Source organism: Rhodopseudomonas sp. P1 (assembly GCF_039642825.1).
GTDB classification, from domain to species: Bacteria; Pseudomonadota; Alphaproteobacteria; order Rhizobiales; family Xanthobacteraceae; genus Rhodopseudomonas; species Rhodopseudomonas palustris_H.
This window is the reverse complement of the sequence record NZ_CP088006.1, coordinates 4,656,822-4,670,321: the sequence shown is the minus strand read 5'-3', so window position 1 is coordinate 4,670,321 and position 13,500 is coordinate 4,656,822. Positions and strand designations below refer to the sequence as shown.

At 67.0% G+C, this 13,500-nt stretch carries 12 protein-coding genes; 10 read left to right on the top strand and 2 right to left on the bottom strand.

Annotation, left to right across the window (positions count from 1 at the left end; genetic code table 11):
- Window positions 1-201 precede the first annotated feature (201 nt).
- Window positions 202-1,650 (bottom strand): serine hydrolase, encoded by a 1,449-nt coding sequence (locus tag LRC39_RS21565; protein ID WP_346295585.1) that lies wholly within the window; start codon window positions 1,648-1,650, stop codon window positions 202-204.
- Window positions 1,651-1,819: 169 nt separating this feature from the next.
- On the bottom strand, window positions 1,820-3,619 hold the full coding sequence (locus LRC39_RS21560) for a glucan ABC transporter ATP-binding protein/ permease (protein WP_346295584.1): 1,800 nt from the start codon (window positions 3,617-3,619) through the stop codon (window positions 1,820-1,822).
- Between the two features lie 445 nt (window positions 3,620-4,064).
- Between LRC39_RS21560 and LRC39_RS21555 the strand changes: the two genes are divergently transcribed.
- The 10 genes from LRC39_RS21555 to nuoK are packed head-to-tail and all read left to right on the top strand — an operon-like array spanning window position 4,065 to window position 13,499.
- Window positions 4,065-4,454 (top strand): NADH-quinone oxidoreductase subunit A, encoded by a 390-nt coding sequence (locus tag LRC39_RS21555; protein WP_011159799.1) that lies wholly within the window; start codon window positions 4,065-4,067, stop codon window positions 4,452-4,454.
- Complete coding sequence (locus LRC39_RS21550; RefSeq protein ID WP_346295583.1) at window positions 4,451-5,077, top strand: NuoB/complex I 20 kDa subunit family protein; 627 nt, start codon at window positions 4,451-4,453, stop codon at window positions 5,075-5,077. The genes LRC39_RS21555 and LRC39_RS21550 overlap by 4 nt, the downstream gene beginning before the upstream one ends.
- On the top strand, window positions 5,074-6,819 hold the full coding sequence (nuoC, locus tag LRC39_RS21545; RefSeq protein ID WP_346295582.1) for an NADH-quinone oxidoreductase subunit C/D: 1,746 nt from the start codon (window positions 5,074-5,076) through the stop codon (window positions 6,817-6,819). The genes LRC39_RS21550 and nuoC overlap by 4 nt, the downstream gene beginning before the upstream one ends.
- On the top strand, window positions 6,816-7,304 hold the full coding sequence (nuoE, locus tag LRC39_RS21540; protein ID WP_346295581.1) for an NADH-quinone oxidoreductase subunit NuoE: 489 nt from the start codon (window positions 6,816-6,818) through the stop codon (window positions 7,302-7,304). The genes nuoC and nuoE overlap by 4 nt, the downstream gene beginning before the upstream one ends.
- Window positions 7,301-8,587 (top strand): complex I 51 kDa subunit family protein, encoded by a 1,287-nt coding sequence (locus tag LRC39_RS21535; RefSeq protein ID WP_346295580.1) that lies wholly within the window; start codon window positions 7,301-7,303, stop codon window positions 8,585-8,587. The genes nuoE and LRC39_RS21535 overlap by 4 nt, the downstream gene beginning before the upstream one ends.
- Entirely contained in the window at window positions 8,584-11,217 is a 2,634-nt protein-coding gene (nuoG, locus tag LRC39_RS21530; protein WP_346295579.1) for an NADH-quinone oxidoreductase subunit NuoG, read from the top strand. Before LRC39_RS21535 ends, nuoG begins: the two co-directional genes overlap by 4 nt.
- Window positions 11,214-12,173, top strand: coding sequence for an NADH-quinone oxidoreductase subunit NuoH (gene nuoH / locus LRC39_RS21525; protein ID WP_346295578.1), 960 nt, complete (start codon window positions 11,214-11,216; stop codon window positions 12,171-12,173). Before nuoG ends, nuoH begins: the two co-directional genes overlap by 4 nt.
- Complete coding sequence (nuoI, locus tag LRC39_RS21520; protein WP_107356825.1) at window positions 12,170-12,691, top strand: NADH-quinone oxidoreductase subunit NuoI; 522 nt, start codon at window positions 12,170-12,172, stop codon at window positions 12,689-12,691. Before nuoH ends, nuoI begins: the two co-directional genes overlap by 4 nt.
- Complete coding sequence (locus tag LRC39_RS21515; protein ID WP_346295577.1) at window positions 12,688-13,194, top strand: NADH-quinone oxidoreductase subunit J family protein; 507 nt, start codon at window positions 12,688-12,690, stop codon at window positions 13,192-13,194. The genes nuoI and LRC39_RS21515 overlap by 4 nt, the downstream gene beginning before the upstream one ends.
- A complete protein-coding gene (gene nuoK / locus LRC39_RS21510; RefSeq protein ID WP_107345848.1) occupies window positions 13,191-13,499 on the top strand; it encodes an NADH-quinone oxidoreductase subunit NuoK in 309 nt (102 codons plus the stop codon). Before LRC39_RS21515 ends, nuoK begins: the two co-directional genes overlap by 4 nt.
- Window position 13,500 lies beyond the last annotated feature (1 nt).

Genomic DNA, 13,500 nt, shown 5'->3' with positions numbered 1-13,500 from the left:
GGCGAATTGGCCGAAAGACGCCGCAGGTCGTTTGCTGCGCTGCGAAATAAGTACTCGAAAACCGCGTTCGACCTCCCGTTCGGCGGAGTATTGAGCGAAGCCAACACCGAACGCAAGCGGCCGCACGCCGCAGTGCGACGGCGGTCTGTGAACCATCAAGCGGCAGCAACGAGAGGTTGATTCAAGCTGCCGTAACGGTCGTCAGGATTTCGGCTTGGCGTCGCTCGCTGCGCTGCTCGGCGTAGGTTTGGCGGCTGCCTTCGGCTTCGGCTTGGCCGGAGCGGCAGGCTTGTCCGCGGCGGCTTCAGGCTTTGCCGTCGCATGCTTCGGGCCCGCATGCTTGGTGCCGGCTGGCTTGCCACCGGCAGCAGGTTTGGCCGGCTTGTTGGTATCGACGACGACCGCGGTACGCGGCTTGCTGCCCTTCGGCGCGGCCTGATCGACGCTGGCTTCCTGACCTTCCGAAGCGGCGTCGTTCTTCTTGGCGACCCGGGCTTTCTTCTTCTTGGCCGGCTTGACGGCCTGCCGCTCGGCATCGCTGGCCTCGGCGGCGATCAGCGCCGGACCGCTGCGGGTCGGACCGGTATAGACCAGCACCGGCTGGGTCGGTTCGGGTTCGGCGGCGATCATGTCGACCGGTCGCAGCGCCGGCGTCTGGAACATCGACATTACCGGATTGCCCGACAGCGCATTGGCGACGGTTTCGTCTTCATCGCTGGCCGGGCGCTTGCGCTTCGGCCCGCACATCTCATCGCGCAGATCCGGCGGTGCAGCGGCGATCGGCGCCAGATTGTCGACGGTGCCGAGCGACGGCGTCAGCCAGGCAAGGGTGTTGGTGGAGAAGCCGCGCTCCAACAGTTGGGCGGCCTTCACGGCACGGTCCTGGCCGGAGCTCGCGCCGAGCACGACGGCGATCAGCCGGCGGCCGTTACGCGTGGCGCTGGCGACGAGGTTGTAACCCGAGGCGCAGATGAAGCCGGTCTTGAAGCCGTCGGCGCCGGGATAGCGGCCGATCAGCTTGTTGAAGTTCCGCGTCACCCGCTTGCCGAAGCGGATCGCCGGAATGTGGACGTAGTATTCGTATTCAGGCAGGTCGCGGATGATGGCACGAGCCAGGATCGCGAGGTCGCGCGCCGAGGTCACCTGCTCGTCGGCGGGCAGGCCGTTGGGATTGACGTAGTGGGTCTGCGTCATTCCGAGCCGCGCCGCGGTATCGTTCATCATCGCCGAGAAGCCGTCGATCGAACCGCCGACGCCTTCGGCCAGCACCACGGCCATGTCGTTGGCCGACTTCACCATCATCATCTTCAGAGCGTTGTCGACGGTGAGCTGGGTGCCGGCGCGGAAGCCCATCTTCGAGGGCGATTGCGCCGAGGCGATCGGCGACACCGTCAGCAGCGTGTCCGGCGTGATCCGGCCCTGCTTCACCGCCTGCAGCGTCACATACAGCGTCATCAGCTTGGTGACGGAGGCCGGATGCCACGGATAGGTGGCGTTGTCGGCCTGCAGCACCTTGCCGGTATCGGCCTCGATCAGCAGCAGCGCTTCGGCATTCGCGACGCGTGGCAGTACGGTCAGCGACAACAACGCCGCAACGACGATGGTCAAAAACGAGGATGAACGGCGAGGCTGTGCAGTGATGAAAGGCACGTTCCGATTCCGGTCCTGTGAGTTCCGTCGCGCCGACGAGATCGCGGCACGGTGACGTTCGGGTTTTCAGGCGGTGGCCCCAGCAAACCCGACCCTATACCGGCTCGCGCCCGCAGAACAGGGCTTGGCCCCGGGTAATCGGGGACGAAAAGGGCTGAAATTCGACCGATCAGAGTTGTGTGTCGGCTGCCGGGCTCATTGCCGAGCGCGCGCTCTCCTGCACCATGAATTGCGCCCGCGCCAATTGCGCAAATGCACCGCCGCGCGCCACCAGTTCATCGAACGTTCCGCTTTCGATCACTTTGCCGTTGTCGAACACCAGAATACGGGTGGCGTCGCGGATGGTGGACAGGCGGTGCGCGATCACGAAGGTGGTGCGGCCTTTCATCACCTCGTCGAGCGCGAGGTTGAGCTTGGCCTCGGTCACCGCGTCGAGTGCCGAGGTGGCTTCGTCAAGGATCAGGATCGGCGGATCCTTCAGCAATGCACGCGCGATCGACAACCGCTGCCTTTCGCCGCCGGACAGCATCCGGCCGCGCTCGCCGGCATTGGTCTCGAACTTGTGGTCGCTGCGCTCGATGAACTCGAGCGCTTGGGCGCGCTCGGCGGCGAGGCGCAACTCTTCTGGCGTGGCGTCCGGCTTGCCGACCCGGAGATTGTCGGCGATCGAGCGGTCGAACAGCAGCGCTTCCTGAAACACCACGCCGATGTTCCGCCGCAGCGATGCCAGTGTAATACCGCGGACGTCCATGCCGTCGACTTTGATCACGCCGGACTGCGGATCGAAGGCGCGATGCAGCAGCGCGATCGCGGTCGACTTGCCGGCGCCGGTGGCGCCGACCAGCGCGATGGTGTCGCCGGGCAGGGCGGTGAAGCTCAGATCCTCGACCGCCGGCCGCTTGCCGTCATAAGAGAACGATACGTTCTGGAATTCGACCAGGCCGGACAGCCGGCCGCAGTCGATCGCGTCGGCGCGGTCGCGCACGGCGGGCACGGTATCGAGCACCGCGATGAATTCGCGCAAGCGCGGCGCTTCCATCAGCACGTTGTTGATGAAATTCACCACCTGCTCGAGCCGCTGGATCAGCAGCGTGGCGAACGAGACGAACATCACGATCTCGCCGACGCTGGTGAGCCCCTGCTGGTTGAGGTAGATGCCCAGCGCGAAGATCGACAGCACCGTAATGGTGGTGGATGCGCGGGTGATCACCGTCACCAGCGCCCACCACGACAGCACCGGCATCTGCGCCGCGAGCAGCCGCCCCGAGACATTGCGCAGCCCCTGCACCTCGGCGTCGATGCGCACGAAGCTCTGCACCAGCGCGACATTGCCGAGCGCGTCCGAAGCGCGGGCGGAGAGATCGCTGTACTGGGCTTCGACCTCGCCCTGCATGCCATAGGTCTTGTGCACCACCAGTGTGGTCAGCACCGTGAACACGACGCACAGCACAAACAGCAAAATTGCCAGCCGCCAGTTGATGTACAGCGACAACGGCAGCAGCACGACCAGCGACAGAATCGCGGCGAAGTGCTCGCGGAAGAAGCCGAGCCACATCCGCCACAGCGCGTCGGTGCCTTGCAGCATTACTTTCATCAGCCGGCCCGAGTGGGTGCCGGTGTGGAAGCTGATCGGCAGTTGCAGGATGTGTTCGAAGTACCCGGTGAGCACGGCCTGGCGTTGCCGGTGCGCCAGCCGGTCAGCCTGCAGCGCGACCAGGGCCGAGCACATGATGGTGAACAGGCCAAAGCCGACCCAGGCGCCGAGGAGCGGCCAGGGCGAGCGCGTTTCCGGCACGAGTGCGCCGGTGGCGAGATTGCCGCTCATCACGTCGACGATGCGGCCGAACAAGATCGGCTCGGCGAATTGCGCGGTGGCGAGCAGCAGATTGGCGACGGCAAGAATCCAGCCGAGCCGCGCCTCCTTGCCGAGCAGTTGCAGCACGCGGGTGTAGAGATGGAGTAGCGACATCAGCCGGCCCAGGACGAAACAATTATCGTTAGATCATTTCAGCGTCCGGCGAAATGTATTCGCGCATCGGTCCCAGGCGTGTTCGGGCGGACCGATGCGTACGCGGCCGACCTCGGACAGTCACCGGGCACGCAATCTCACGGCCATCGCGGCTCAACGTGGCAACGTGCCGCAGATTGTGGGCGAGGCCGATTCGGCCGTCGGAAGAACCTCGGCTGGAGCCCGCAAAGCCCTGCCATGCGGGGCTTTCCGACACCCTCTACCGGGTTCCAAGTACAGGAAATCACAGCGGGATTCTCACGTTGTCGTGGCCGCGGAGTTGATCCGCGTCAACCAGCCTTGACGGGTCGGATGGCATGGTGACGATGCGTTAACAACCCGACTTCTACACCCCACGTCGGATCGTTCGTGATCCGCTCTTCCGCTGTTTGTTGGAGCCTTGCCGGTGGGTGATCTGACCCTTCCGATCAATTCGGGCGCCGCACTCGCTATCCACGTCGCGTTGTCGGCCGGGATCGTTGCGGCGATCATCGTGGTCGCGGCCTGGCTGCGCGAGAAGCGCTCCGGTGCGCGGCCCGACGTGCCCTACGAAGGCGGCGTGCTGCCGGCGCAGCCGCAGCAGGGGCCGCTGAACGCGCCGTACTTCCTGATCGCCGCGCTGTTCGTGATCTTCGACATGGAAGCCGCGATCCTGTTCGCCTGGGCGGTCGCCGCGCGCGACGCCGGCTGGCTCGGCCTGATCGAAGCGGCTGTGTTTATCGGCGTGCTGCTGCTCGCGCTGGTGTATCTGTGGCTCGACGGAGCGCTCGACTGGGTCAAGGGCAAGCGCCGATGACGATGACGCCGCAACATCCGGGCATGCCGGACGAACAGCGCTCGGTCGAAGAACATATGGCGCTGTCGAGCCTGTTCACCACGCTCGAAGACCTCACCGCCTGGTCGCGCAAGCACAGCCTGTGGCCGTTCAATTTCGGGCTGTCGTGCTGCTACGTCGAGCAAGTCACGGTGCTGACGCCGGTCTATGACCAGGCACGGTTCGGCGCCGAGGTGATCCGCGCTTCGCCGCGTCAGGCGGATCTTCTCGTCGTGTCCGGCACCGTGTTTCACAAGATGGCTGCGCCGCTGCTGCGCCTGTACGAACAGATGCGCGCGCCGCGCTGGGTGATCGCGATGGGCGCCTGCGCCTGCTCGGGTGGCATGTACGACATCTACTCGGTGGTGCAGGGTGTCGACCGCTTCATTCCGGTCGACGTCTACATCCCCGGCTGCCCGCCGCGTCCCGAGGCGGTGCTCGACGCGCTGATCATGCTGCAGCAGCAGGTCGGCAGCGAACGCCGTCCGCTCGGCGTCACCGTCGGCAACACCGCCGGCCTCGGCTTCGACGCGCCGCGCCGGCGCGACCAGCGCCATGACGAACGCATGGCGCAGACCCTGCTCGATCCGCCGGAGTCATTGTGAGCGCATCCGAACTCGTCACCGAGCTCAGCGCGCGCTTCAAGGATGCGGTGCTGGGCCAGCAAGTTACTGCCGATCGGTTTCCGACCGTCTGGATTCGGCCGGACGCGACGATCGACGTGCATCGCTTCCTGAAGCAGGAGATCGACCGGCCGTTCAGGATGCTGGTCGACCTGTGGGCGATCGACGAGACCGCGCGCAAGCATCGCGAAGGCCTGCCGCCGTCCGGCATCACCATCGCCAGCCATCTGATGTCGCACGAGCGCAATGCCGACATCCGGATCAAGATCGCGCTCGATGCCGAATATCCGCGCGCCAAGTCGATCGGCACGGTGTATCCCAACGCGCCGTGGTACGAGCGCGAAGCCTACGACATGTTCGGCGTCGAGTTCGAAGCTCAGCCGCATTCGCTGCGCATCCTGCTGCCGCCGGGCTGGGAAGGCCACCCGATGCGCAAGACCCAGCCGGGGCGCGCCACGGAGCGGCCGCTGTTCAACATGACGGCGTCGCTGTTCGACGCCAAAGAGCACGCGCTCGCCGCTGATCCGGAGAAGTTCGGCCTGCCGACGCATCGCGACGGCGTCGAGCTGATGATCCTGAACTACGGGCCGCATTCGATGGCGACCCATGGCGTGTTCCGGATTGTCCTTGCGCTCGATGGTGAAGAGATCGTCGCGGCGCGGCCCGATATCGGCTTCCATCACCGCGGTGCCGAGAAGATGGCCGAGCGCCAGACTTGGCACAACTTCCTGCCCTACACCGACCGGGTCGATTACCTGGGCGGAGTGATGGGCGAGATGCCCTACCTGCAGGCGGTCGAAAAGGCCTGCGGCATCAAGGTGCCGGACCGTGCGCTCACGGTGCGGATCATGCTGTCGGAAATGTTCCGCATCATGAATCACCTGCTGTTCTACGGCACCATGGCGCAGGACACCGGTGCGATGTCGCCGGTGTTCTACATGTTCACCGACCGCGAGCGCGGCTACCGGGTGATCGAGTCGATCACCGGCGCCCGGATGCATCCCGGATTCTTCCGCATCGGCGGCCTGTCGATGGATCTGCCGGAGGGGTGGGACAGGCTGGTCCGCGAATTCCTCGACTGGATGCCGTCGCGGCTCGACGATTACGAAGGCATGGTGCTGCGCAACGAGATCTTTCGCGCGCGGACCAAGGGCATTGCGGCCTACGACACCGCGATGGCGTTCGACTGGGGCGTCACCGGTCCGGGCCTGCGCGCCACCGGCTATGCCTGGGACGTGCGCAAGGCGCGGCCCTATGCGGGCTTCGAGAATTTCGACTTCGAGATTCCGGTCGGCCACACGGGCGATTGCTACGACCGCACGGTGGTGCGGGTCGAAGAGATCCGGCAATCGCTGAAGATCATCCGGCAGTGCGTCGACAACATGCCGTCCGGCCCGATCAAGGCCGATCATCCGCTGACGACGCCGCCGCCGCGCGAGCGGATGCTGCACGACATCGAGACCATGATCCATCACTTCGTCAGCACGAGCTGGGGACCGGTGCTGCCGCCGGGCGAATACACCGGCCAGGTCGAGACCGTGCGTGGCCTGACGCAGTTCGCGCTGATCTCGGATGGCGAGCCGTCGAGCTATCGCACCCGAATTCGCACGCCGTCGTTCGCGCATCTGCAGATGATTTCCGCGGTGGCGCCCGGCATGATGGTGGCCGATCTCGTCGCCTATCTCGGCAGCATTGATTACGTGATGTCGGACGTCGACCGATGAGCCTCAGTCCCGCCCTCAAGACCGCGATCCAGCACGCTGCCGCCACCCATGGCGGCGCGAAGGCTGCGATGGTGGAAGCGCTGAAGCTGGTGCAGGAAGCCGAAGGCTGGGTGTCCGACGCGCACCTGAAGGAAGCCGCCGACGTGCTCGGCGTCACGCCTGCCGAGATCGACGCGCTGGCGACGTTCTACAGTCAGATCTTCCGCTCGCCTGTCGGCGACACGGTCATCCTCTTGTGCGACGGTGTGAGCTGCTATCTGTGCGGCGGCGATGCGGTGCGCGATGCGGTGATGAGCAAGCTCGGCATCGGCTTCGGCGAAACCACACCGGACGGCAAGTTCACGCTGATCAACATCTGCTGCGTCGGCGGCTGCGATCGCGCGCCGGTGGCGCTGGTCGGCCCGGAACGTAAGCTGATCGGTCCGCTGACGCCGGACGATCTCGATGCGCTGATCGGCGGCGCTGCGGTGGGAGGCCAGCCATGAGCGACAAGCCGCTCACCGGCCGCGCTCGCGCCGACCGTCAGCCGCACAGCCTCGCCGCCTGGCGGGGGCTCGGCGGCTATGCGGCGCTGTCGCTGGCGCTCAAGCGTCACAGCCCGGAAGCGATCATCGCGATGGTCGAAGCCGCGGGCCTGCGCGGCCGCGGCGGCGCAGGCTTCCCGACCGCCAACAAATGGCGCTTCATGCGCACCGGCAGCGACAAGGCCGGTCCGGGCGCGCGCTATCTCTGCGTCAACGGTGACGAGACCGAGCCCGGCTCGTTCAAGGACCGGCTGTTGATGGAGGCGCTGCCGCATCAACTGATCGAGGGGGCGACCATCGCAGCCTATGCGATCGGTGCCACCGAAGTGATCATCCTGGTGCGCGACGAATATCGCGCCGCTGCCACCGCGCTGAGCCGCGCGATTGCCGAAGCGGAAGCCGCCGGGTTGCTGGGTCGCGACATTCTCGGCTCCGGCTTCGATCTCACGATGCGGGTCCACGCCTCGGCGGGCCGTTACATCGTCGGCGAAGAGACCGCACTGATCGCGGCGATCGAGGGCGAGCGTCCGGTGCCGCGGCATCGGCCGCCTTATCCGGCGGTCAGCGGCCTGTGGGGCCGGCCGACCACGGTCAACAATGTCGAGACGCTGTCGTCGGTGCCGTCGATCATCGAGAACGGCGCCGACTGGTATCGGTCGCTGTCGTTCACCGACGAAGGCGGCACCAAGCTGTACGGCATCTCCGGCTGCGTCGAGCGTCCGCAACTGATCGAAGCGCCGATGGGTTCGACCGCGCGTGAGCTGCTGCATCGTGCCGGCGGCATTCGCAATGGCCGCGCGCTGCTGGCGTTCCAGCCCGGCGGCGGCGCCACCGCGTTCTTCGAGAAGGCCGAGCTCGACGTGCCGCTCGATTTCACCAGCACCAAAAAGGCCGGCAGTTCGCTCGGCACCGGCGCGCTGATCGTGCTCGATGATCACGCCTGCCCGGTGGCAGCGATCGGACGCCATATGCGGTTCTACGCGCGCGAGAGCTGCGGGCTGTGCACGCCGTGCCGCGACGGCTTGCCGTGGGTATCGAAGCTGCTCGATACGCTCGAAGCCGGCAAGGGCACACGCGCCGACATCGACCTGCTGCATCAGCATGTCGCGCTGTCCGGTCCGTCTGGCCGCTCCTATTGCGACCTCAACACCGGAGCGCTGACGCCGCTGCGCAGCGGTCTCGAACGCTTCGGCGACGTCTTCACGGCCCACCTCCAGGGCTTCTGTCCGGTGGGCCGCGCATGACCAAGAAGAAGATCGAGATCGACGGCCGCGTCATCGAAGCCAAGGACGGCGAGGATCTGCTGTCGGCGTGCCTGACGCACGGCATCGACGTGCCGTATTTCTGCTGGCACGGCGCGCTCGGCTCGGTCGGCGCCTGCCGGCAATGCGCCGTGAAGGTCTATGACGGTCCGGACGACAAGGAAGGCCGCATCGTCATGAGCTGCATGACGCCGGTCGCCGACGTCGAGCGGGTGTCGGTGTCTGATCCGGAAGCGGTGGCGTTCCGCGCCCAGGTGATCGAGTGGCTGATGGTCAACCATCCGCACGATTGCCCGGTGTGCGAGGAGGCCGGCTCCTGCCATCTGCAGGACATGACGATCGCCACCGGTCATATCGATCGCCGCTACAAGTTCACCAAGCGCACCCATCGCAACCAGGATCTCGGGCCGCTGGTGACGCACGAGATGAACCGCTGCATCGCCTGCTATCGCTGTACCCGGTTCTATCGCGACTATGCGGGCGGCCGCGATCTCGACGCGTTCGGCGCCCACGACAACGTGTATTTCGGCCGCGCCGAGGACGGCCCGCTGGAAAGCCCGTTTACCGGTAACCTCGCCGAAGTGTGTCCGACCGGCGTTTTCAACGACAAGGGCTGGTCGCACGATTATTCGCGCAAATGGGACATGCGGGCGACGCCGTCGATCTGCCCGCATTGCCCGCTCGGTTGCAACATCCTGGTCGACCAGCGCGACGGCCGGGTGAAGCGGGTGCAGAACCGCTACCACGGCGCCCTCAACGGCTACTTCATCTGCGACCGCGGCCGCTATGGGCCGCTTCACGTCGTCTCCGAGCATCGGCTGCGGGAGCCGCTGATCGATGGGATGCCCGCCGGCGAGCACGACGCCGCCTCGGCCGCGCATGCGATCGTCGCCGAAGGCGCGATCGGGATCGGTTCGCCGCGTGCGTCGCTGGAAGCCAACTACGCGCTGCAGCGCCTGGTCGGACCGGAGCGGTTCTTCGCCGGCGTGTCCGACGTCGAAGCCGGTTTGGTGCAACGCATCGTCGAAATCTTGCGGGCAGGGCCTGCCAAGATCGCGTCGCTGCACGATGTCGAGCACGCCGATGCCGTGCTGGTACTCGGCGAAGACCTCACCGGCACCGCGCCGCGGCTGGCCTTGGCGTTGCGGCAGACAGCACGGGGCGCCGAGCGCGAGCTCGCCGCGCAGAAGGGCGTGCACGCCTTCCTCGATCCGGCGGTGCGCACCGCCGGCGAGGGGCGCCGCTCGCCGATCGTGCTGGCGACGCCGCTGCCCGATGCGCTCGACGATCTCGCTGCGCTGTCGCTGCGGCTCGATCCCCAGGGCGTCGCCGCGTTCGCCGCGAGCGTTGCGGCCGCGCTTGGCGCAGGCCCCGCCGACGTCGTCGAGGAGCATTCCGAAGCGGCGCGGGTCGCCGAAATTCTGGCGAACGCCGAGCGGCCGCTGATCGTCGCCGGCTGCGCGCTGATGTCGGCCGAGATCATCGAGACGGCTGCGCGCATCGTCGCGGCGCTCGGCCCCAAGGCACGGATCGTGCTGCTGGCGCCGGAAGCCAACAGCATCGGGCTGGCGCTGCTCGGCGGCGACGGCCTCGACAGCGCTGCCGCTTTGCTCGAACGCGGCGGTGCCAAGACCGCGATCGTGCTCGAGAACGATCTGTTCGACCGCGCGCCGCGCGCCAGTGTCGAGCGGCTGTTTGCCGCCGCGAAGGGTGTGGTTGCGCTGGACTCGATGGCCAACGAGACCTCCGCGCGCGCGGCGGTGGCGCTGCCGGTGGCGCCCTTCACCGAGGCGACCGGCACCTTCGTCAATTATGAAGGCCGGGCGCAGCGCTTCTTCGCCGCGGTGGCGCCGCAGGAGTCCGCACCGGCGAGCTGGCGCCGGCTCGACGCGTTCGGCGCCGGCGACTGGCACGGGCTCGACGCGCTAATCGGCGATCTGATCGTCGAGCGTCCCGATCTCGTGGCAGTGGCGGACGCTGCGCCGGGCGAAGATTTCGGGATGCCCGACGGCAAGGTCACCCGCGCGCCGCGGCCTTACACCGGGCGCACCGCCGACGATCGCGCCGGGCAGTTTGCCGATGCGGTGATCCCGGTCGATCATGATGGCCCGCTCACTTTCGGCATCAAGGGCGCGCGTGGCACCGCGGTGCCGGCGCCTTTGATCACCAGCTACAAGACCTCCGGCCTGCATTCGGCCAACAACGTGACGCGCTTTTTGGAAGAAGTCGGCGGCCCGTTGCGTGGGGGTGATCCCGGCACCTTGCTGATCAAGCCGGGCGAGGCGTCTCTGCCTGACGCCGTGTCGCAACGGGGTGAGGCCGGCGAGGGGCTGTGGCTGATCCCGCTGCACGACGCCTTCACCGGCGGCGAGCTGAGCCGCGCCAGTGCGCTACTCGCCGCGCGCCGGCCGGCGCCGCGCCTGCTGCTGCATCCAGACGATGCGGCGCTTCACGGTTTCCGCGACGGCGCCGCGGTGCAGGTCGACGGCAATCCCTGCGCACCGGTGGTGACGCTGGACGCAACGGTGCCGCGCGGCACCGTGGTGATCAGCGCCGGCTCGTGCCAGCCGCGTGGCCCGCTGCGCCGGGTCAAGGTGGAGGCGGCGCCATGATCGGGATGATCATCACCGCCACGATTTCGGTCGCACTGATCATGGTGCTGCTGGTGCTCGCCGGCACCTTCACCTGGGTCGAGCGGCGGCTGCTCGGCTTCGTGCAGGAGCGCTACGGGCCGAACCGCGTCGGTCCGTTCGGGGCGCTGCAATGGGTCGCCGACACGGTGAAGATCCTGACCAAGGAGGATCGTCCGCCGCCGGGCGCCGACAAGCTGCTCTACATCCTGGCGCCTGCCGTTGCGGCGACGCCGGTGCTTGCCGGCTTCGGCGTGGTGGCGATCGGTGACGGCTGGGCGCTGTCCTCGGTCGATGTCGGGCTGTTGTTCCTGCTGGGCATGCTGGGGCTGACCGCTTATGCCGCCGTGCTCGGCGCCTGGGCGTCGAACAACCGGTTCTCGCTGCTCGGCGGTATGCGCGCCGCGGCGCAGATGCTGGCCTATGAGGTGTTCCTCGGCCTGTCGCTGATGGGCGTGGTGATGATCGCCAGTTCGTTCTCGATGGCCGAGATCGTCGAGGCGCAGCGCAGCATCTGGTTCGTGGTGGTGCAGCCGCTCGGGGCGGTGCTGTTCACCATCGCGGGCGTCGCCGCCGCGCACCGGCTGCCATTCGACCTGCCGGAATCCGAGAACGATCTCATCGCCGGGTTCATCACCGAATATACCGGCATGTCGTTCGGTCTGTTCTTCCTCGGCGAATATCTCGCGGTGCTGCTGGTGTCGGCGCTGGCGGTGACGCTGTTCTTCGGCGGCTGGCTCGGTCCGTGGCTGCCCGGCCCGGTCTGGTTCGGGCTCAAGACCGCGGTGATCGCGGTCGCGTTCGTCTGGATCCGCGCCACGCTGCCGCGGCCGCGCTACGATCAGCTCTTGAGCTTCGCCTGGAAGGTGGCGCTGCCGCTGTCGCTGCTCAATCTGATGCTGACCGGCATCGTCGTGGTGGCGAGGAGCGCGTCATGATCGGATTCGGATGGCTCGAAGCGCTGTTGCGGGTCGGCCGCAAGCTGTTCGTCAAACCGGAAACGCAGCTCTATCCGGAACAGAAGCCGAAGCTGTACCCGCGCGCCCGCGGCCGGATCGTGCTGACCCGCGATCCGGATGGCCAGGAGCGCTGCGTCGCCTGCAATCTGTGCGCGACGGTGTGTCCGGTCGGCTGCATCGATCTTTCCAAGGCGGTCGCCGACGACGGCCGCTGGTATCCGGAGCACTTCCGCGTCAACTTCGCCCGCTGCATCTTCTGCGGCTTCTGCGAGGACGCCTGTCCGACGGCGGCGATCCAGCTCACACCGGACTACGAATTGTCGGAATGGCGCCGCGACGCGCTGGTGTACGAGAAGCACGATCTTCTGATTTCCGGCGAAGGCAAGGTGCGCGGCTATCGCTACTGGTCGGTCGCCGGCAAGGCGATCCCTGGTAAGGACAAGGGCGAGGCCGAACACGAGGCGCCGCCGGTGAACCTGAAGGGGCTGCTGCCATGAGTTCGCTGCTTGCGATCTATGCCGGCGCCTTCGCGCTGATCTCGGCTGCGCTGTCGGTGACGCGGCCGAACGCGGTGCACTCGCTGCTGTATCTGGTGGTGACGCTGCTGGCGCTGGCGGTGTGCTTCTTCGCGCTCGGCGCCGCATTTGCGGCCGTGCTGCTGATCATGATCTATGCCGGCGCCATCGTGGTGCTGTTCGTATTTGTGGTGATGACGCTGCCGATCTCGCCGGAGGCGATCACCCGCGAGCGTGCGCTGCTGCGCGGCGCTTGGCCGTTGCCGGTTCTGATGTCGGTGCTGATCGTCACGCCCTTCGTGTTCGGCGAGTTCGGCCTGAAGGCCACCGGCCAGCCGGTGCCGGTGTCGGCCCAGGAGGTCGGCAAGCTGCTGTTCGGGCCGTGGGCGCTGGCGGTCGAACTCGCGTCACTGTTGTTGCTCGCCGGCCTGATCGGCGTCCGCCACATCGGTCGCAGCGACCGCAGCCCGAGGAGCGGATCATGACCGGCTCCGACCTGATCGGCATCATGATCCTGGCCGCCGGCCTGTTCGCGATCGGCGTGTTCGGCGTGCTGGCGCGCCGGGGCATGATGTTTCAGCTCGTGGCGCTGGAGGTCGCGCTCAGCGGTCCGGCGCTCGGCTTCATCGCCGCCGGCGCCTATCACGCCGATCCGGAAGGGCAGGGGATGTTCATCCTGGTGCTGACGCTGGCCGCCGCCGAAGTCGCGGTCGGGCTGGCGCTGTTCCTGCGGCTGCGCCGCCTCACCGGCACCGACGACAGCGATGCCATCAGCGGGCTGAAGGGCTGAG

Bases quoted from the DNA above. Each gene is read 5' to 3' on its own strand.
- LRC39_RS21560 (WP_346295584.1), bottom strand. From the start codon at position 3,619: ATGTCGCTACTCCATCTCTACACCCGCGTGCTGCAACTGCTCGGCAAG.
- LRC39_RS21550 (WP_346295583.1), top strand. From the start codon at position 4,451: ATGACGATGACGCCGCAACATCCGGGCATGCCGGACGAACAGCGCTCG.
- nuoE (WP_346295581.1), top strand. From the start codon at position 6,816: ATGAGCCTCAGTCCCGCCCTCAAGACCGCGATCCAGCACGCTGCCGCC.
- LRC39_RS21535 (WP_346295580.1), top strand. From the start codon at position 7,301: ATGAGCGACAAGCCGCTCACCGGCCGCGCTCGCGCCGACCGTCAGCCG.
- nuoG (WP_346295579.1), top strand. From the start codon at position 8,584: ATGACCAAGAAGAAGATCGAGATCGACGGCCGCGTCATCGAAGCCAAG.
- nuoH (WP_346295578.1), top strand. From the start codon at position 11,214: ATGATCGGGATGATCATCACCGCCACGATTTCGGTCGCACTGATCATG.
- nuoI (WP_107356825.1), top strand. From the start codon at position 12,170: ATGATCGGATTCGGATGGCTCGAAGCGCTGTTGCGGGTCGGCCGCAAG.
- LRC39_RS21515 (WP_346295577.1), top strand. From the start codon at position 12,688: ATGAGTTCGCTGCTTGCGATCTATGCCGGCGCCTTCGCGCTGATCTCG.
- nuoK (WP_107345848.1), top strand. From the start codon at position 13,191: ATGACCGGCTCCGACCTGATCGGCATCATGATCCTGGCCGCCGGCCTG.